The 18,077-nt window shown below is 69.7% G+C and carries 17 protein-coding genes; 4 read left to right on the forward strand and 13 right to left on the reverse strand.

The window, feature by feature from the left end; all coding sequences use genetic code 11:
- Positions 1-39 precede the first annotated feature (39 nt).
- The 3 genes from ACWEV0_RS12365 to ACWEV0_RS12375 all read right to left on the reverse strand — a co-directional run bounded on the left by ACWEV0_RS12365 (position 40) and on the right by ACWEV0_RS12375 (position 3,828).
- Positions 40-978 carry an FKBP-type peptidyl-prolyl cis-trans isomerase gene (locus ACWEV0_RS12365; protein ID WP_453148880.1) on the reverse strand — a complete coding sequence of 313 codons (939 nt, stop codon included), beginning with the start codon at positions 976-978 and terminating at the stop codon, positions 40-42.
- Positions 979-1,119: 141 nt separating this feature from the next.
- Positions 1,120-2,481, reverse strand: coding sequence for a Pup--protein ligase (pafA, locus tag ACWEV0_RS12370; protein WP_451611465.1), 1,362 nt, complete (start codon positions 2,479-2,481; stop codon positions 1,120-1,122).
- 66 nt (positions 2,482-2,547) lie between these two features.
- On the reverse strand, positions 2,548-3,828 hold the full coding sequence (locus ACWEV0_RS12375) for an MFS transporter (protein WP_453148882.1): 1,281 nt from the start codon (positions 3,826-3,828) through the stop codon (positions 2,548-2,550).
- A 134-nt stretch (positions 3,829-3,962) separates the two neighbouring features.
- Between ACWEV0_RS12375 and ACWEV0_RS12380 the strand changes: the two genes are divergently transcribed.
- On the forward strand, positions 3,963-4,982 hold the full coding sequence (locus ACWEV0_RS12380) for a LacI family DNA-binding transcriptional regulator (protein WP_453148884.1): 1,020 nt from the start codon (positions 3,963-3,965) through the stop codon (positions 4,980-4,982).
- 76 nt (positions 4,983-5,058) lie between these two features.
- Here ACWEV0_RS12380 and prcA read toward each other — a convergent pair whose 3' ends face one another.
- The 6 genes from prcA to arc all read right to left on the reverse strand — a co-directional run bounded on the left by prcA (position 5,059) and on the right by arc (position 10,965).
- Positions 5,059-5,811: a proteasome subunit alpha gene (gene prcA, locus ACWEV0_RS12385; protein WP_453148886.1), complete on the reverse strand. Its 753-nt coding sequence runs from the start codon at positions 5,809-5,811 to the stop codon at positions 5,059-5,061.
- A gap of 49 nt (positions 5,812-5,860) precedes the next feature.
- Entirely contained in the window at positions 5,861-6,700 is an 840-nt protein-coding gene (gene prcB / locus ACWEV0_RS12390; RefSeq protein ID WP_453148888.1) for a proteasome subunit beta, read from the reverse strand.
- Positions 6,682-7,104: an endonuclease domain-containing protein gene (locus tag ACWEV0_RS12395; protein WP_453148890.1), complete on the reverse strand. Its 423-nt coding sequence runs from the start codon at positions 7,102-7,104 to the stop codon at positions 6,682-6,684. The genes prcB and ACWEV0_RS12395 overlap by 19 nt, the downstream gene beginning before the upstream one ends.
- Positions 7,105-7,139: 35 nt before the next feature.
- A complete protein-coding gene (locus ACWEV0_RS12400; protein WP_175439096.1) occupies positions 7,140-7,352 on the reverse strand; it encodes a ubiquitin-like protein Pup in 213 nt (70 codons plus the stop codon).
- Positions 7,353-7,521: 169 nt separating this feature from the next.
- Positions 7,522-9,033 (reverse strand): depupylase/deamidase Dop, encoded by a 1,512-nt coding sequence (gene dop / locus ACWEV0_RS12405; RefSeq protein WP_453148892.1) that lies wholly within the window; start codon positions 9,031-9,033, stop codon positions 7,522-7,524.
- Positions 9,034-9,198: 165 nt separating this feature from the next.
- Positions 9,199-10,965 (reverse strand): proteasome ATPase, encoded by a 1,767-nt coding sequence (gene arc / locus ACWEV0_RS12410; protein ID WP_403797101.1) that lies wholly within the window; start codon positions 10,963-10,965, stop codon positions 9,199-9,201.
- 242 nt (positions 10,966-11,207) lie between these two features.
- On the opposite strand from arc, the gene ACWEV0_RS12415 reads away from it, so the two are divergent.
- Positions 11,208-11,519: a ferredoxin gene (locus tag ACWEV0_RS12415; RefSeq protein ID WP_453148893.1), complete on the forward strand. Its 312-nt coding sequence runs from the start codon at positions 11,208-11,210 to the stop codon at positions 11,517-11,519.
- A 35-nt stretch (positions 11,520-11,554) separates the two neighbouring features.
- On the opposite strand, the gene ACWEV0_RS12420 is transcribed toward ACWEV0_RS12415, so the two are convergent.
- The 3 genes from ACWEV0_RS12420 to ACWEV0_RS12430 form a co-directional block, all read right to left on the reverse strand.
- Positions 11,555-12,118, reverse strand: coding sequence for a hypothetical protein (locus ACWEV0_RS12420; protein ID WP_453148894.1), 564 nt, complete (start codon positions 12,116-12,118; stop codon positions 11,555-11,557).
- 219 nt (positions 12,119-12,337) lie between these two features.
- Positions 12,338-13,225, reverse strand: a complete 888-nt coding sequence (locus ACWEV0_RS12425; RefSeq protein ID WP_019884997.1) for a tRNA (adenine-N1)-methyltransferase — start codon at positions 13,223-13,225, stop codon at positions 12,338-12,340.
- Between the two features lie 152 nt (positions 13,226-13,377).
- Entirely contained in the window at positions 13,378-14,511 is a 1,134-nt protein-coding gene (locus ACWEV0_RS12430; protein ID WP_453148941.1) for a site-2 protease family protein, read from the reverse strand.
- A gap of 227 nt (positions 14,512-14,738) precedes the next feature.
- Here ACWEV0_RS12430 and ACWEV0_RS12435 point away from each other — a divergent pair, with 227 nt between their 5' ends.
- The gene (locus tag ACWEV0_RS12435) at positions 14,739-15,650 is read left to right on the forward strand and encodes a RecB family exonuclease (protein ID WP_453148897.1); all 912 of its coding nucleotides are present in this window, start codon (positions 14,739-14,741) and stop codon (positions 15,648-15,650) included.
- Between the two features lie 36 nt (positions 15,651-15,686).
- Positions 15,687-16,358 (forward strand): response regulator, encoded by a 672-nt coding sequence (locus tag ACWEV0_RS12440; protein WP_132914643.1) that lies wholly within the window; start codon positions 15,687-15,689, stop codon positions 16,356-16,358.
- A 71-nt stretch (positions 16,359-16,429) separates the two neighbouring features.
- Here the strand turns inward: ACWEV0_RS12440 and ACWEV0_RS12445 are convergent, their stop codons facing one another.
- The gene (locus tag ACWEV0_RS12445; protein WP_453148899.1) at positions 16,430-18,013 is read right to left on the reverse strand and encodes an ABC transporter substrate-binding protein; all 1,584 of its coding nucleotides are present in this window, start codon (positions 18,011-18,013) and stop codon (positions 16,430-16,432) included.
- Between the last annotated feature and the right edge of the window lie 64 nt (positions 18,014-18,077).

Below are 18,077 nucleotides of genomic sequence, written 5' to 3' on the forward strand. Positions count from 1 at the left end.
TGAACCGTGCGGACGATGGCCCGCGCGACCGGGACAGTCTTACATCTTCGCCAGGATGTCGACGGAGAACACCAGCGTGGAGTTCTTCGGAATGCCCTGCTTCTCCTGGTCGCCGAAGGCCTCCGACGGCGGCGCCACGATCAGGATGCGGCTGCCCACCTTCTTGCCGGCGATGCCGTCCTTGAGGCCCTTCAGGGTCAGCTGTCCCAGCGGGAAGTTGGCGGGCTTGCCCATGGTGTAGGTCGAGTCGAAGACCTTGCCGTCCTTCCACAGGGCGGCGACGTAGTTCACGACGACCGTGTCGGTGTCCTTCACGACCTCGCCCTTGGACTCCAGGATGTAGTTGGAGACCAGCTTGGTGGGCGGGTTCACCTTGGGAACCGTCAGCGAGGGCTGCTTGCCGTCGGTGTTGGTGCCGACCTTCGGCAGGTCCTTGTCGTCCTGGGCGACGACGGTGCCCTCGGCGGACTTCGGGATGGTGACGGCCTTCAGGATGTCGACCACGAACACCAGGGTGGCGTTGGGCTTGATGTCGCCCTGGCCCTGCGCCCCGTAACCGAGCTCCGGCGGAATGCCGATCTCGACGCGGCTGCCGACCTTCTGGCCCTCCAGGCCCTGGTCCCAGCCCTTGATGACCTGGCCGGCGCCAAGGGTCAGCTCGAAGGGCTGCTTCCGGTCGAAGCTGTTGTCGAAGGGGGTGGTGGAGTCCCAGGCCTGGCCCAGGTAGTTCACCTGGAGGGCGTCGCCCTTCTTCGTCACCGCGCCCGTGCCCTCGCTGATGACGTTGACCTTGAGGGCCTTGGGCGGGTCGCCCACGCCCTTGGAGAGGGTCGGCTTCTCCCCGAACTTCTCCCCCGCGGTGATGGCGGGAAGCCCGTTCTTCATCGAACCGGATTCGGAGCCCTTGTCGTCGCCACCGCAGGCCGCTGTGGTCAGCAGCAGCAGCGGGACGACGAGCAGGCCGGCAAGTCGGCGCACTGGTTCCTCAGATCTCAGACGGCACAGTAGTTGTCCGGACACTCTAGGGGACCGCTCTGTGAAGCCGTCGGCCCCGCACGCGGAACGTGCGGGGCCGAGGAGTGCAGCCGTGTGAACGACCTGTGGATCGCCGTACGCGTCCTACATTCCGGCGATCAGCTTTTCCACCCGGTCGTCGACCGACCGGAACGGGTCCTTGCACAACACCGTGCGCTGCGCCTGGTCATTGAGCTTGAGGTGGACCCAGTCGACGGTGAAGTCCCGGCGCTGCTCCTGGGCGCGGCGGATGAAGTCACCGCGGAGCCGGGCCCGGGTGGTCTGCGGGGGCACGGACTTGCCCTCGAAGATCTTCACGTCGTTGCACACCCGCGCCGCCTGCCCGTTCTTCTGGAGCAGGTAGTACAGCCCGCGGCGGCGGTGGATGTCGTGGTACGCGAGGTCTATCTGCGCGACCCTCGGGTGCGACATGGTCATGTTGTGCTTGGCCCGGTACCGCTCGATGAGCTTGTACTTCATGACCCAGTCGATCTCGGTCTCGATACGGTCGAGCTGCTCCTCCTCGATGGCGTCGAGGGTGCGGCCCCACAGTTCCAGGACCTGGGCGACGGTGCCGCTGCGGATGCCGCGGCGGTCGACGAAGTCGGACGCCTTCTCGAAGTACTCCCGCTGGACCTCCAGGGCGGAGGCCTCACGGCCGCTGGCCAGCCGGACCTTGCGCTGGCCGGTGATGTCGTGGCTGACCTCGCGGATGGCCCGGATCGGGTTCTCCAGGGTCAGGTCGCGCATCACCGTGCCCGCCTCGATCATGCGCAGCACCAGGTCGGTGGCGCCGACCTTGAGCAGCATGGTCGTCTCGGACATGTTGGAGTCGCCGACGATGACGTGGAGCCGGCGGTAGCGCTCGGCGTCCGCGTGCGGCTCGTCGCGGGTGTTGATGATGGGGCGCGAACGGGTGGTGGCGGAGCTGACGCCCTCCCAGATGTGCTCGGCCCGCTGGGAGACGCAGTAGACGGCACCGCGCGGGGTCTGCAGCACCTTTCCGGCGCCGCAGATGAGCTGGCGGGTGACGAGGAACGGAATGAGGATGTCCGCGAGCCGCGAGAACTCGCCGTGGCGGGCGACGAGATAGTTCTCGTGGCAGCCGTAGGAGTTTCCGGCGGAGTCGGTGTTGTTCTTGAAGAGATAGACGTCGCCCGCGATTCCCTCCTCGTGCAGGCGGCGTTCCGCGTCGACGAGGAGTCCTTCGAGAATGCGCTCGCCGGCCTTGTCGTGGGTGACCAGTTCGACCACGTTGTCGCATTCGGGAGTTGCGTATTCCGGATGCGAACCCACGTCAAGGTACAGGCGGGCGCCGTTCCGCAGGAAGACATTGCTGCTGCGGCCCCATGACACGACACGGCGGAAGAGGTACCGCGCCACTTCGTCAGGAGACAGTCGGCGCTGTCCCCTGAACGTGCACGTGACGCCGTACTCGTTCTCCAGCCCGAAAATGCGGCGGTCCATGTCAGAACATTACGCCTGACGGCCTCTTCTGAAACCGGGTTCGACGACCCCGTTCCGATCGATTTACTACGCGTGCGCGTTCTTTTCGGCCCGCCCGGCCTGCGCGGCCTCGCTCCCGGCGCCCCCGTTGACGGCGTGTCGCGGCTCCCGCACGGCCGTGAGGACCCGGCCGGTGGCGAGGAGGACGAGGAAGGCGACGAAGCCGCCGATCCCGGCCACGGCGAAACCGGCGGGGGTCCCGGCGAGTTCGACGGCCGGACCGGAGACGGCCGAGCCGAGGGCGGCGCCGACGCCGAACGTGGTGACGAGCCAGGAGAACGCCTCGGTGACCGTGCCGCTCGGCGCGTGCCGGTCGACCACGATGAAGGCGCAGGCGAGCGCGGGGGCCAGGAAGACGCCGGCGAGGGCGGTGAGGGCGGTCATGGCGACCGGGCCGGGCACGAGGAGCAGCGGCAGGTAGCCGAGCGCGAGCAGCAGGACGAGCACCCGCAGCCGCCGTTCGGGCGCACCGGCCCACTGCCGGGCCCCGTAGACCGTGCCGCCGATCAGCGCACCGAGCCCGAGCGCGGCCATCAGCCAGCCGTAGACGGCCTGGTCGCCCCGGTCGTCCGCGTAGGCCACCGCGGCGACGGTGATGGAGCCGAGGGCGAGCCCGACGAAGAAGAACGAGCCGAGCAGGGCGAGCAGCCCGGGCGAACGCAGCGCGCCGAGCCAGTGGGCCTCGCGGGGCGCGGAGCGCCAGGCGCGGGACGGCTTGGAAAGCACCACGGACAGCGCGCCGACGACCCCGAGCACGTTGATGACGACGAGCGCGGCGGCGGGCGACCAGAGCGCCACGAGCAGGGTCAGCAGCAGCGGCCCGACGGTGAACATGACCTCCTGGGCCACGGCGTCCATGGCGTACGCGCGGTGGACCCGGTCCTCGCGGCCGAGGACGCTCGGCCACAGGGCCCGCAGGCCGCCCTCCAGGGGCGGCGTGAAGAGCCCGGCGACCAGCATGGCGGCGTAGGCGAGGAACAGGTTGCCGATGCCGGTGACGGCGAGCGCGGCCATGCCGAGGGCGGATATGACCGCGGCGGGCAGCTGGACGCGGGGCTGGCCCTTGAGGTCGACGGCCCGGCCGAGGAGCGGCTGGCCGACGGCGGTCGCGAGGCCGTACACGGCGATGAGGCCGCCCGCGAGGCTGTAGCTGCCGCCCTCGGCGCGCGTGAACACGGTGATGGCGATGGGACCGGTGCCGTTGGGGAGCCGGCCGACGAGGGTGCCCACGAGCAGGCGCGCCGCGTGGGGCGCGCGCAGGATGTCGAGATAGCCGCCGCTCGCCTCGGCCTTGGCCTCGGTGGCCATGTCGTCTCCCCTCCCCAGGGTCTCCGCCCGAGGTTTTACGTATAACGTTACTCGTCATACGTACCATGACCGCAGCGCACGGGTCCACCCCGGGCGCGTGAACGGTCCTGCAGAAAGCCGCCGCGGAGGTACGCGTGTCAAGCCCGGAACCGATCGGCGCCAGCCGCCCCACCAGCCGGGACGTCGCCGCAGCGGCCGGAGTCTCCCAGGCGACCGTCTCCCTCGTCCTCGGCGACAAATGGCGCGGCCGGGTCTCCGAACGCACCGCCGGCGCCGTCCGCGAAGCCGCCGCCCGGCTCGGCTACCGTCCGAACCTCGCCGCCCGCAACCTGCGCCTCGGCCGCACCCGCACGGCCCTCCTCGTCGTCCCCGCGCTCACCAACGAGTTCTTCGCCCGCGTCTACACCGGCGCCGCCACCGTCGCCGCCCGGCACGGCTTCGGCGTGGTCCTCTACCCCTCCCCCGCCGGCATCGGCCCCGCCAAGGACCCCTTCGCCTCCGCCCGGGCCGCCCTCGACGGCGTCATCGCCTCCTCCATGGCCACCGACGCCCTCAAGGCGTTCGGCGGCACCGACCTGCCGCTCGTCATGCTGGACAGCGACCCCGCCGGCAGCGGCGCCGCGGCCCACGTCAACCTCGACATCGCCGACGGCATGCGCCAGGTCACCGGCCACCTGCTCGCCCTCGGCCACCGGCGCTTCCTGCACCTCGCCTCGGCCGTGCCGTCCTGGACCTTCGACGTCCGCGCCGCCGCCCTCGCCGAGACCCTGCGCGGAACCACCGTCACGACCGTACGCGCGCCCCTCGACGTCCAGGGCGCCCGCGAGGCCACCGAGCGCGCCCTCACCGCGCCGGGACCCCGGCCCACCGCCGTCGTCTGCGACGACGACATCCTCGCCGCCGGCGCCTGCAAGGCCGCCCGCCGACTCGGCCTGCGCGTACCCGAGGACCTCTCCGTCACCGGCTTCGACGACCTGGCCCTCGCCACCGCCCTCGAACCCGAACTCACCACCGTCGGCCTGCCCGCCGAGCGCATCGGCGAGCGCGGCATGGCGGCCCTGCTGGCCGTCCTCGAAGGCCGCGAGCCGGAGGCCGGAGACCTGCCCGTCAGCCTGGTCGTGCGGGGCTCCTCGGGCCCGGCACCGGCCGCCTAGGCGCCTGTACGCGCGAGGGCCCCGGAGCCGTACAGAGATGTACGGCTCCGGGGCCCTCGTCGTCCGCCGGCGGACCCTAGTCCTCCGGGACCTCGTCCGACGGGTCGTCCGTCTTCACCACGGACACGTCGTCCGCCTCGAGCAGGCGCTTGAGCTGCCGGCCGACGATCCGCTTGAACTTGCGCTGCTGCGGACGCGTCCGGTCCAGGACCGCCACCTCCAGCCGCTCCGCGGGGATCTCCCGCTCCGTGCCGTTGGTGTCCCGGGACAGCGCCTGCACGGCCAGCTTCAGCGCCTCGGCCAGGGACATCCCGTCGCGGTGCCGCTGGTCCAGGAAGGAGCTGATCTGCTCCGCGTTGCCGCCGACCGCGACCGAACCGTGCTCGTCGACGATCGACCCGTCGTGCGGCAGCCGGTAGATCTGGTCGCCGTCCGGCTCCGCACCGACCTCGGCGACGACCAGCTCCACCTCGTACGGCTTCTCGCCCGCGCTGGAGAAGATCGTGCCCAGCGTCTGGGCGTACACATTGGCCAGACCGCGGGCCGTGACGTCGTCACGGTCGTAGGTGTAACCACGCAGGTCGGCGTAGCGCACGCCGCCGATGCGAAGGTTCTCGTACTCGTTGTACTTGCCGGCGGCGGCGAAGCCGATCCGGTCGTAGATCTCGCTGAACTTGTGCAGCGCGCGGGACGGGTTCTCGCCGACGAAGACGATGCCGTCGGCGTACTGGAGGACGACCAGGCTGCGACCGCGGGCGATGCCCTTGCGGGCGTACTCCGCCCGGTCGGCCATGGCCTGCTGAGGTGAGACATAGAACGGCGTGGACACCGGCTACCGTCCCTTTCTACTGGGCTTCTACAGGGTCGACGAGTGACGGTCAGAGCAGAGCGGCGCGCGGCCCGTCGGGCTGCTCGAGACGCCGCTCGGTGACCGACCGGGCCAGCTCGGAGGACTCCGCCTCCGTGAGCCTGCGGAAGCCCTCGTCGGTGATGACGGTGACGATCGGGAAGATCCGCCGGGCCAGATCGGGCCCACCGGTCGCCGAGTCGTCGTCCGCCGCGTCGTACAGCGCCTGGACGACCAGCGTGGTGGCCTGCTGCTCGGTCAGGTCGTCCCGGTAGAGCTTCTTCATCGACCCGCGCGCGAAGATCGAGCCGGAGCCGGTGGCGGCGTACCCGTGCTCCTCGGAGCGGCCGCCGGTGACGTCGTAGGAGAAGATCCGGCCCTTCTCCCGACCCTCGTCCCAGCCCGCGAAGAGCGGGACGACGGCGAGCCCCTGCATGGCCATGCCGAGGTTGCCACGGATCATGGTGGACAGGCGGTTCGCCTTGCCCTCCAGGGAGAGCGTGGCGCCCTCCACCTTCTCGAAGTGCTCCAGCTCCAGCTGGAACAGCTTCACCATCTCCACGGCGAGACCGGCGGTGCCGGCGATGCCGACCGCGGAGTACTCGTCGGCCGGGAACACCTTCTCGATGTCCCGCTGCGCGATCATGTTCCCCATCGTCGCCCGCCGGTCACCGGCGAGCACGACCCCGCCGGGGAAGGTCGCGGCGACGATGGTGGTGCCGTGCGGCGCCTCGACGATCCCCTCGGGAAGCTTCCGGTTGCCCGGGAGCAGCTCCGGCGAGTGGTTCGCCAGGAAGTCCATGAAGGACGAGGAGCCCGGCGTCAGGAAGGCTGCTGGGAGACGCCCGGTGCTCATCTTGTTTGCTTCCACGCGTTTCCCTCCAGGTATGCGATGGCCCGACGAAGGACGTCGGGATCGTCTCCCAACTTTCCGATGGCCGAATTGCAGTTGAAGCACAGTACGCCACGGACCCTACCCGTCTCGTGGCAATGATCCACATGCGCGGCCGGGGCTTTTCGACAGCTGCCGCGGAGACCGTCCGGGGACACGATCGCGTGGTCTCGCCCGGCCCCCGGGCAGTGCTTGTGCCCCCCGTGGGCCGCCGGTCCGGCCTGCCGGCCCGCGGTCTGCGCGCACGTGCGCCGCGGCCCGGCTCCATGGACCCGGCAGTGGTGTGGCGAGCCATCCGGCTCGGCCCGCTGGGCCGCGAACGCCCGGCGCGGCTTCTCCTCGCCGCGCCGGACGCATCGCTTCACGGCCCCAGCACCAGACACCCGCCCCTCACCTTCGATTCGAAGGCGAATGAGCTCTACTGGCCACCCTTTTGAACGAAGCTTCGCACGAAGTCCTCGGCATTCTCCTCGAGGACGTCGTCGATCTCGTCGAGGACGGAGTCCACGTCGTCCGAAAGCTTCTCCTGGCGTTCCTTGAGGTCGGAGCTCGCCTCCGCCGTGGTCTCCTCGACCTCCTCGGTGGAACGCGTCGCCTTCTGCTGTCCGCCGCCGGTGTCCTTGGTCGCCATTAACCTCACCCCGCTCGAATCGGCCCGCTCGATTGGATCTGTACAAGATCAGACCCTACAAGCCGGGACTGACATCGGCCCCGCAGTTTCTGCAACGTCCGGGCACTGGTCTCATGATTCCCAGTGCCCGGGCATTTCAGCCGCGCTCGGCCGCACTCGCTCGGTCCGCTCAGCCGCCGGAAAGGACGCGGACCAGTTCTTCCGCGGTCCTGCAGCGGTCCAGAAGTTCCTTGACGTGGTTCCGGGTACCCCGGAGGGGTTCCAGGGTGGGAACGCGCTGGAGGGAGTCGCGGCCGGGGAGGTCGAAGATGACCGAGTCCCAGGAGGCCGCGGCGACGTCGTCCGCGTACTGCTCCAGGCAGCGGCCGCGGAAATAGGCCCTGGTGTCCTCAGGAGGGTTCGTCTCGGCCCGTTCGACCGTCGGCTCGTCCAGGAGGCGCTTCATGCGCCCGCGGGCCACCAGACGGTTGTACAGGCCCTTGTCGGGGCGCACGTCCGCGTACTGCAGGTCGACGAGGTGCAGCCGGGCCGCGTCCCAGTCGATGCCGTCGCGGCGGCGGTAGCCCTCCATGAGCTCGCGCTTGGCGATCCAGTCCAGTTCGCCGGCGAGGCTCATCGGGTCGTTCTCCAGGCGGTTGAGCGTGTCCTCCCAGCGGACCAGGATGTCCTTGGTCTGCTCGTCGGCGTCCGATCCGTAGCGCTCGTCCACGTACTTCCTGGCCAGCTCGAAGTACTCCATCTGGAGCTGCACCGCGGTGAGTGTGCGGCCGCTGCGCAGCGTGATCAGATACTGGAGCGTCGGGTCGTGCGAGACCTGGTGGAGGGTGCGTACCGGCTGGTCGACGGCGAGGTCGACGGTGATGAAGGCGTCCTCGATCATGGACAGGACGAGCGACGTCGTGCCCAGCTTGAGGTAGGTGGAGATCTCGGAGAGGTTGGCGTCGCCGATGATCACGTGCAGTCGCCGGTACTTCTCGGCGTCCGCGTGGGGCTCGTCGCGGGTGTTGATGATGGGGCGCTTGAGCGTGGTCTCCAGGCCGACCTCGACCTCGAAGTAGTCGGCGCGCTGGCTGATCTGGAAGCCGTGCTCGCGGCCGTCCTGGCCGATGCCGACGCGGCCGGCGCCGGTGACCACCTGGCGGGAGACGAAGAAGGGCGTGAGGTGGCGCACGATGTCCGAGAAGGGGGTCTCCCGCTTCATCAGGTAGTTCTCGTGCGTGCCGTAGGAGGCGCCCTTGTTGTCGGTGTTGTTCTTGTAGAGGTGGATCGGCTGGGCGCCCGGGAGCTGGGCGGCCCGTTCGGCCGCCTCGGCCATGATCCGCTCGCCGGCCTTGTCCCAGAGGACGGCGTCGCGGGGGTTGGTGACCTCGGGGGCGCTGTATTCGGGGTGGGCGTGGTCGACGTAGAGCCGTGCCCCGTTGGTCAGGATGACGTTGGCGAGGCCGATGTCCTCGTCGGTGAGCTGGCTGGAGTCGGCGACCTCGCGGGCGAGGTCGAAGCCGCGGGCGTCCCGCAGCGGGTTCTCCTCCTCGAAGTCCCAGCGGGCGCGGCGCGCCCGGTGCATCGCCGCCGCGTAGGCGTTGACGATCTGGGACGAGGTGAGCATGGCATTGGCGTTGGGGTGCCCGGGGACGGAGATCCCGTACTCCGTCTCGATGCCCATTACTCGCCGTACGGTCATGCGGCCCTCCTTGCCCGGCGCCGCTCCCCGCAGTCTGCGTGATTCGGCGGTACCCACGAGCCTAGAGCGGCCGCGCGTGTACGGGGAGATCAGAAGCGAATCATTGAGTGGAAAGCGACGGCTGCGGATGCCCGTTTTCCGGACCTCCGCAGCCGGTGCGCGTCACTACAGGTACTGACCGGTGTTGGCCACCGTGTCGATGGAGCGACCGGTGTCCGCGCCCTGCTTTCCGGTGACGAGGGTGCGGATGAAGACGATCCGCTCGCCCTTCTTTCCGGAGATCCGGGCCCAGTCGTCGGGGTTGGTGGTGTTGGGAAGGTCCTCGTTCTCCTTGAACTCGTCCACGCATGCCTGGAGGAGGTGGGAGACGCGAATGCCCTTCTGGTCGTGGTCGAGGAATGCCTTGATGGCCATCTTCTTGGCCCGGTCGACGATGTTCTGGATCATCGCGCCGGAGTTGAAGTCCTTGAAGTAGAGGACTTCCTTGTCGCCGTTGGCGTACGTGACCTCGAGGAAGCGGTTCTCCTCGGATTCCGCGTACATCTGCTCGACCACGGACTGGATCATGGCGTGGGCGGCGGCTTCCTTCGATCCGCTGTGCTCGGCGAGGTCGTCGGCGTGCAGCGGGAGGGAGGAGGTGAGGTACTTGGCGAAGATGTCCTTGGCGGCCTCGGCGTCCGGACGCTCGATCTTGATCTTGACGTCGAGCCGGCCGGGGCGGAGGATCGCGGGGTCGATCATGTCCTCGCGGTTGGAGGCGCCGATGACGATGACGTTCTCCAGGCCCTCCACGCCGTCGATCTCGGCGAGCAGCTGCGGGACGATGGTGTTCTCCACGTCCGAGCTGACTCCGGATCCGCGGGTGCGGAAGAGGGATTCCATCTCGTCGAAGAAGACGATGACGGGGGTGCCCTCGCTCGCCTTCTCCCGGGCACGCTGGAAGACGAGGCGGATGTGCCGCTCGGTCTCGCCGACGTACTTGTTGAGGAGTTCGGGGCCCTTGATGTTCAGGAAGTAGGACTTCCCGGCGGGCTGCCCGGTGACCTCGGCGACCTTCTTGGCAAGGGAGTTGGCGACGGCCTTCGCGATCAGCGTCTTGCCGCAGCCGGGCGGGCCGTAGAGCAGGATGCCCTTCGGGGGCCGCAGTTCGTGCTCCTTGAAGAGGTCCGGGTAGAGGTACGGGAGCTCGACCGCGTCGCGGATCAGCTCGATCTGGTTGCCCAGACCGCCGATCTTGTCGTAGTCGACGTCCGGGACCTCTTCCAGAACGAGTTCTTCGACCTCGCTCTTGGGGACCACCTCGTAGACGTAGCCCGACCTGGGTTCCAGGAGCAGGGCGTCGCCGGGGCGGATGGTGATGTCGAGGAGCGGCTCGGCGAGTCGCACCACTCGTTCCTCGTCGGTGTGCCCGATGACCAGGGCGCGCTCGCCGTCCTCGAGGATCTCCTTGAGGGTGACGATGTCCCCGGCGCGCTCGAATTCCATGGCCTGGACCACGTTGAGCGCTTCGTTGAGCATGACTTCCTGGCCCCGCCTGAGCTCGTCGAGCTCGACGCTGGGGCTGACGTTCACCCGGAGCTTGCGGCCCCCGGTGAAGATGTCGCATGTGTCGTCCTCGTTGGCCTGCAGGAAGACACCGAAGCCGGCCGGTGGCTGTGCGAGCCGGTCGACCTCCTCCTTGAGGGCCACGATCTGGTCGCGGGCCTCACGGAGCGTATTGGCGAGCCGCTCGTTCTGCGCGGACACGCCGGCCAGGTTCGTCTGCAGCTCGACGATCCGCTCCTCGAGAATCCTCGTGTGACGCGGAGAGTCGGCGAGCTTGCGGCGCAGGACGGCGATTTCCTGCTCGAGATAGGCAACCTGACCGGCGGGGTCCTCAGACCCCCGCCCCGGCCGGATGCCGCGGTTGATGTCGTCGTCGTGGGCTGCCACGGTCCTCACCTCCTCCAAGGGGAGCTGGACGCTTCCTGACCCTACCTGGGCGGGTGATGATTGAAACCCCTAGATCAAAAAGACTCCGGGGTGTGTCCGATCTTCACCCTTGCGCTTCCCCTCACGCCAGGGGAATACCCACCGGCGAAGCCCGCAAAAGCGGCCGGAGGTATCGTCATGGGTGGTCAACACCCGTCAGGCTTGGCCCGACTTGTCCGCGTGAAGCAGAAACGGCAGCAGATATGAGCGTGCAGCACGAGGCCCCGGCCGTGGGCGCCGAGGAGGCGCTGGAGGTCTGGATCGACCAGGACCTGTGCACGGGGGACGGTATCTGCGCGCAGTACGCTCCGGAGGTCTTCGAGCTCGACATCGACGGGCTCGCGTATGTGAAGAGCGCGGACGACGAGCTGCTGCAGGAGGTGGGGGCGACGACGCCGGTGCCGCTGCCGCTGCTGCAGGACGTGGTGGACTCGGCGAAGGAGTGCCCGGGCGACTGCATCCATGTGCGGCGGGTGCGGGACGGCGTCGAGGTGTACGGTCCCGACGCCGAGTGACGGCCCGGTGACGGTGGTGTGACGGGCCCGGCGGCTCAGACCGCGCGGGCCTGGTCCTGGGTGGTGCGGACGAAGGTTCCCGCACGCCAGCGCCAGGTGACCTGCTCGCTCTGGTCGGGGCAGCAGCTGGGCACGTCGGGGGACGAGTAGCCGAGCAGGGTGGCCCGGACGGCTCCGTCGCGGACGGCGAAGCCCGTCACGTTCTTCTGCTGCGCGGGTTCCACGAGGGTGGCCACGACGCGGGCGGCGGGCGTGCCGGTGCCCTTGCCGTGGGTGAGGACGTAGATGCCGCTCGGTGGTGTGCCGGAGCCGGCTTCGCAGTGTACGACTGCGACGGTCTCCGGGTTTCCGTCGCCGTCGAGGTCTCCGGTGGCCTTCTGGGCGATCTTGCTGGGGGCTCCCCCGCACTGCAGCGGGTAGTGGGCCGTGGTGGCGTCGGGGGCGGGCCGGGGGGCCGGCGGTGCGGCAGTGGCTCCGGCGGGTCCGGGCTGGATCAGGCCCGCGAGGGCGACGACTCCGGCCATCGCGGTGGCGGTGGCCAGCCAGTGCACCGGCCGGGCATGGGTGTGCGCCAGGTCCGTGACGGCGGAGGTCTGCACGCGAGGAGTCTCCTGTGAGGTGGTGCGGAAGGAGGAGTTGCGGGCATCGTGCCACACGTCACAGGCGGGCGGAACAGTCGGGGTGGTTTCCCGTGGACTGCCCGCCGCGGGGCTGCTGGGGCTGTCCGGACACGCGTGTGCCGCCGTCGCTTCCCCGGCCCGTGGGCGGGAACTCGACGGCGGCACGCGTGCGTTGTCGGGGCGTCAGCCCCGGTGGTGTCAGCCCTTGTTGGGGCCTTCGTAGTCCTCGCCGTAGGCGCCCTTGGCGGGGCGGCGGCGGCGCATCGGGGGCTCGACGCCGTCCGCGAGGCGGCGGGCGGTGACGAGGAAGCCGGTGTGGCCGATCATCCGGTGGTCCGGGCGGACGGCCAGGCCCTCGACGTGCCAGTTGCGGATCATGGATTCCCAGGGCTGCGGTTCGGCGTAGCAGCCGAATTCGCGGATGGACTCCACGGTGCGGGCGAGCTGCGTGGTGGTGGCCACGTAGCAGCACAGGATGCCGCCGGGGACGAGCGCCTTGGAGACGGCCTCCAGGCACTCCCAGGGGGCGAGCATGTCGAGGATGACGCGGTCGACGTCGGTGTCGGACAGGTTGTCCTGGAGGTCGCCGACGGTCAGCTGCCACGCGGGGTGCGGGCCGCCGAAGTAGCGCTCGACGTTGCCCTTGGCGATCTCGGCGAAGTCCTCGCGGCGCTCGTAGGAGTGCAGCATGCCGCTGTCGCCGATGGCTCGCAGCAGGAAGGAGCTGAGCGAGCCGGAGCCGACTCCGGCCTCGACGACGCGGGCGCCGGGGAAGATGTCGGCGAAGGCCAGGATCTGCCCCGCGTCCTTGGGGTAGACCACGGCGGCGCCGCGGGGCATGGACAGGACGTAGTCGGGGAGCAGGGGGCGCAGCGCGAGGTAGGCGACGTTTCCCGTGGTACGGACAACACTGCCCTCGGGAGCACCGATCAGCTCGTCGTGCGGGAAGGAACCCTTGTGGGTGTGGAAGTTCTTCCCGGCTTCGAGCGTGAAGGTGTAGTGGCGTCCCTTGGGATCGGTGAGCTGGACCTGGTCCCCGACCTTGAAGGGCCCGCGACGGCGGGCGGCACCGGTCGGTTCGGACATGTGAGCCACCTTATCAAGCGCTTCCTCCCCTCCGGAGCGCTCGAGTCGGTGCCGACGGTCGACCGTGCTCGGCAGCTCGTTCCTCGCCGCCTCCGCGCGCTCTCCCTTTCGGCACCGCCGCGCTCCTTCGGCTCGGAAGCGGTGTACCGGTGTTACGAGGAGGGTCGTGCCATGGCCTTCACGAATGCCTTCTCGACGTCGGTGGTCGAGAGGACGCCGTAGATCTCGCCGCCGTCCTCGATCACCAGGTATTCGGTCGCGGGGCTGGCGCGGAGGTGGTCGAGGAGGGGCTGGCCGGTGAGGTCGGCGGGGACCTTCATGCCTTCGGTGAGGTCCTGGGAGAGGGCGCTGACGGCGACCCAGGGGCGGCGGTGCTGGGGGATGCCGGCGATCGCGGTCTCGCGGACGATGCCGGTGGGGGCGCCGTGGCCGTCGACGACGACGAGGGCGCGGGCGCCGGCCTCGTTGGCGCGGCGGAGGGCCTCGGAGAGGGGGGTGGCGGACTCGACGGGGATGGCGCGGCGGGTGAGGGTGCGGGCGCGCAGTTCGGGGAGGTGTTCGCGGAGGCGGGCCATGCGGAGGCTGTTTCCGGCGCCGGTCCAGATGATGGCGGCGAGGATGGCGGCGAGCAGGGCGTCGGTGACGGTGGTGAAGCCGGAGACGCTCTCGGTGTTGTTGCCGAGCAGGCCGGTGCGGGTGAGCAGGGGCAGGCCGATGAGGACGGTGACGGCGAGGGCGCGGCCGACCCAGGCGGCGGCGACGGTGCCGCTCATGGCGTTGCCGGTGATCTTCCAGACGACGGCGCGGAGCATCCGGCCGCCGTCGAGCGGGAGCCCGGGGAGCAGGTTGAAGACGGCGACGATCAGGTTGGAGATCATCAGGCCGCCGAGCAGTACGGCGGGGACGGTGCCGGGTTCGACGGCGTACAGGCCGGCGTAGAAGATGCCGGCGAGGACGAGGGAGAGCAGCGGGCCGACGAAGGCGAGGAGGAACTCGCGGCCGGGGGTCTCGGTCTCCTTCTCGATTTCGGAGACGCCGCCGAAGAACTGGAGCTGGATGCGGCGCACGGGCAGTTTGAAGCGGAGCGCGGCGAGGGTGTGGGCCAGTTCGTGGACGAGTACGGAGGCGTAGAAGGCGATCGCGAAGAAGAGCGAGACGAGGTAGCGCAGGGCGCCGAGTTCGGGCAGGACGCGGTCGATCTGGTCGCCGAAGACCCAGGTGATGAGGGCGGCGACCAGGAACCAGCTGGGCGCGACGTAGACGGGCACGCCGAAGGGCCGGCCCATGAGGATGCCGCCGCCGGGCTCCTCGGTCCGCTGCGGCTTGGACTCGTCCTGGTTCACGGGTTCCTTTCGTCGCCGAGCTGCTCGGCCCGCGTCACGCGGTCACGGTTCGATCATGTCGATGATGCAGTGCGACGGGTCCTGAGTCGATGGTATTCCGCGCGCGCCTGGTGAGCGGATCAGGGTCGGACGGGTACGCGCTGTCAGTGGCGGGCCGTACTGTCTTTGTCATGAGTACGAGCGAGCAGCCGCCGGTGGATTCCTCGGCGGCCCGGACGCCCACGTCGTTGTCGCCGTCGCGGGCGAGCGACTTCATGCAGTGTCCCCTGCTGTACCGGTTCCGGGTGATCGACCGGCTGCCGGAGAAGCCGAGTGCGGCGGCGACGCGGGGCACGCTGGTGCACGCGGTGCTGGAGCGGCTGTTCGACGCGCCGGCGGTGGAGCGGACGGCGCCGCGGGCGAAGTCGCTGATCCCGGGGCAGTGGGACCGGCTGCTCGAGTCGCGGCCGGAGCTGGGCGAGCTGTTCGCGGAGGATCCGGCGGGCGAGCGTCTGGCGCAGTGGCTGGCGGAGGCGGAGTCGCTGGTCGAGCGGTGGTTCACGCTGGAGGATCCGACGCGTCTGGAGCCGGCCGAGCGCGAGATGTTCGTGGAGGCGGAGCTGGATTCGGGGCTGCGGCTGCGCGGGGTGATCGACCGGGTCGACGTGGCGCCGACGGGCGAGGTGCGGATCGTCGACTACAAGACGGGCAAGGCGCCGCGTCCGGAGTACCGCGAGGGCGCGCTGTTCCAGATGAAGTTCTACGCGCTGGTGGTGTGGCGGCTGAAGAGCGTGGTGCCGCGCCGGCTGCAGCTGGTGTATCTGGGCAGCGGGGACGTACTGACGTACGACCCGGTGGAGGCGGATCTGCTGCGGGTGGAGCGCAAGCTGCTCGCGCTGTGGGAGGCGATCCGGCTGGCGACGGAGACGGGTGACTGGCGGCCGCGGCCGACGAAGCTGTGCGGCTGGTGCGACCACCAGGCGGTGTGTCCGGAGTTCGGTGGCACTCCCCCGGTGTATCCACTGCCGGTGGTGCCCGCGCGCCCGGCGGAGTCGGGTGAGAGCGGTCAGGGCAGAATGGGTGCCGTTCCGCCCGCCCTGTGAGCCCCTGGGCCGTCGAGGCCCGTGAAGGAGTTGTCCGTGGCTATCCGCGTCCTACTGGTCGACGACCAGCCGCTGCTGCGTACCGGTTTCCGGATGATTCTGGAGGCGGAGCAGGACATCGCGGTGGTGGGTGAGGCCGGTGACGGTCTGCAGGCCCTGGACCAGGTGCGGGCGCTGCAGCCCGATGTGGTGCTGATGGACATCCGGATGCCGCGGATGGACGGCGTGGAGGCGACGCGGCAGATCACGGGTCCGGGCCGGGACGGCCCGGCGAAGGTGCTGGTGCTGACGACGTTCGATCTGGACGAGTACGTGGTGGAGGCGCTGCGGGCGGGGGCGAGCGGCTTCCTGCTGAAGGACGCTCCGGCGACCGAGCTGGTGCAGGCGATCCGGGTCGTGGCGGCGGGCGAGGCGATGCTGGCGCCGTCGATCACGCGCCGGCTGCTCGACAAGTACTCGGCGCATCTGCCGTCGGGCGAGGAGCAGGTTCCCGACACGCTGAACACGCTGACGGACCGTGAGGTCGAGGTGCTGAAGCTGGTGGCGCGGGGTCTGTCGAACGCGGAGATCGCGGCGGATCTGTTCGTCAGCGAGACGACGGTGAAGACGCACGTGGGGCATGTGCTGACGAAGCTGGGCCTGCGTGACCGGGTGCAGGCGGCGGTGTACGCGTACGAGAGCGGTCTGGTGCGCCCCGGCGCGCAGTGATCGCCTGACGGCGTGCGAAAGGGCCCGGTGCGCTGGCGGCGCGCCGGGCCCTCTTCGTACGGCGGGCTCGGTCAGCCCTTCTTGATCTCCCAGAAGCGGAAGACGGTGGAGGCGTCGAGGGTCCATTCGAGGCCGGTGACGGTGTCGCGCGCGACGGCGTACTGCTTGCCCTGCCACAGCGGCAGGAAGGGCAGCTGCTCGGCGACGATGTCCTGGACCTTGCCGAAGTCGGCGGCGGTGGCGCCGCGGTCGGCGGAGGCGGCGGTCTTGGGGATGAGGTCGCCGGTGATCTTGTCGTTCTCGTAGTGGTTGCCGAGGACGTTGCCGTCGCCGAAGAAGGGCGCGGTGAAGTTGTCGGCGTCGGGGTAGTCGGGGACCCAGCCCTTGACGTAGACGCCGTACTTGCCGGCCTCGATGTCCTTCTCGTACTGGCTGTACTCCACCGACTTGACGTCGGCCTGGAACAGGCCGCTGTCGTTGAGCTGCTGGGCTATCGCCTTGAGTTCCTGGTCGGTGGCGGGGCCGTAGCGGCTGGGGGTGGACCAGAGGGTGAGCTTGACCGGGGTGGTGATGCCGGCCGAGCGCAGGGCCTTCTTGGCGGCTTCCTTGTCGGGGCTGCCGTAGGTGTCGAAGAAGGCGGTGTTGTGGCCCGCGATGCCCGCCGGGACGATCGAGTAGAGCGGGGTGGCGGTCGACTTGTAGACGCCCTGGACGAGCGCGTCGCGGTCGACGAGGTGGGCGATGGCCTTGCGTACGCCGAGCTTGCCGACGACCGGGTCCTTCATGTTGAAGACCAGGTGCTGGACCTCGGCGCTGCTGCCCTGGACGACCTCCAGGCCCTTCTCGTCGGCGCTGGTGGAGCCTTCGATCGCGGCGATGTCGTCGGCGGAGAGGCCACGGTAGGCGACGTCGATCTCGCCCGCGGACAGGGCCTTGGCGAGGCGTTCGCGGTCGCCGCCGTAGAGCTTGAGGCTGACGCCGCCGTTCCGCAGCTTGGCGGTGCCGTAGTAGTTGGGGTTGGCGGAGAAGTCGGCCTCGGTGTCGCTGAACGAGTCGAGCTTGTACGGGCCGGAGCCGACGGCCTTGCCGTCGGTGCGCAGCTCGGTGGCGGAGTACTCGCGGTGGTCGACGATGGAGCCGGCGCCGGAGGCGATCTTGCTGGGGAAGGTGGCGTCGGGGACCTTGAGCTTGAAGACGACGGTCTTCTCGTCGGGGGTCTCGATGGCGTCGATGGTGGACAGCAGCGGGGCCGGGCCGGAGGGGTCGTCGATCTTCAGCGCGCGCTCGAAGGAGAACTTGACGTCCTCCGAGGTGAGCGGGTTGCCGTTGGAGAACTTGAGGCCTTCGCGCAGGGTGCAGGTGTAGACGGTGCTGCCGGTGTCGAAGCCGCACTTCTGGGCGGCGTCGGGCTCGGGCAGGGAGCCGCCCTTGGGGAAGGCGAGCAGGGACTGGAAGACGTTGTTGAACAGCAGCCACGAGCCGGGGTCGTATCCGGCGGCGGGGTCGGTCGCCAGGATCTCGTCCGACATGCCGACGCGGACGGTGGGACCGGCCTCGCCGGCGTCACCGCCCTGTTCGGTGCCGCAGCCGCTGAGCAGGGTGGCCGCCAGGCCGGCCGCGAGCGGGGCGGTCAGCCACTTGTTGTGTGTCTTCACAGAACTTGCCTCTTGATCTCTTGCCAGGCCGGCCGCGGGGGTGTCGCGCGGCCGGTACGAACGA

Source organism: Streptomyces sp. NPDC003943, from assembly GCF_053605265.1.

Excerpts from the sequence above, each read along its gene's own strand:
- dop (WP_453148892.1), bottom strand. The coding sequence starts at position 9,033 with ATGACCGTACGGCGAGTAATGGGCATCGAGACGGAGTACGGGATCTCC.
- ACWEV0_RS12435 (WP_453148897.1), top strand. The coding sequence starts at position 14,739 with ATGAGTACGAGCGAGCAGCCGCCGGTGGATTCCTCGGCGGCCCGGACG.
- ACWEV0_RS12375 (WP_453148882.1), bottom strand. The coding sequence starts at position 3,828 with ATGGCCACCGAGGCCAAGGCCGAGGCGAGCGGCGGCTATCTCGACATC.
- ACWEV0_RS12415 (WP_453148893.1), top strand. The coding sequence starts at position 11,208 with ATGAGCGTGCAGCACGAGGCCCCGGCCGTGGGCGCCGAGGAGGCGCTG.
- ACWEV0_RS12400 (WP_175439096.1), bottom strand. The coding sequence starts at position 7,352 with ATGGCGACCAAGGACACCGGCGGCGGACAGCAGAAGGCGACGCGTTCC.
- pafA (WP_451611465.1), bottom strand. The coding sequence starts at position 2,481 with ATGGACCGCCGCATTTTCGGGCTGGAGAACGAGTACGGCGTCACGTGC.
- ACWEV0_RS12430 (WP_453148941.1), bottom strand. The coding sequence starts at position 14,511 with ATGGGCCGGCCCTTCGGCGTGCCCGTCTACGTCGCGCCCAGCTGGTTC.
- ACWEV0_RS12425 (WP_019884997.1), bottom strand. The coding sequence starts at position 13,225 with ATGTCCGAACCGACCGGTGCCGCCCGCCGTCGCGGGCCCTTCAAGGTC.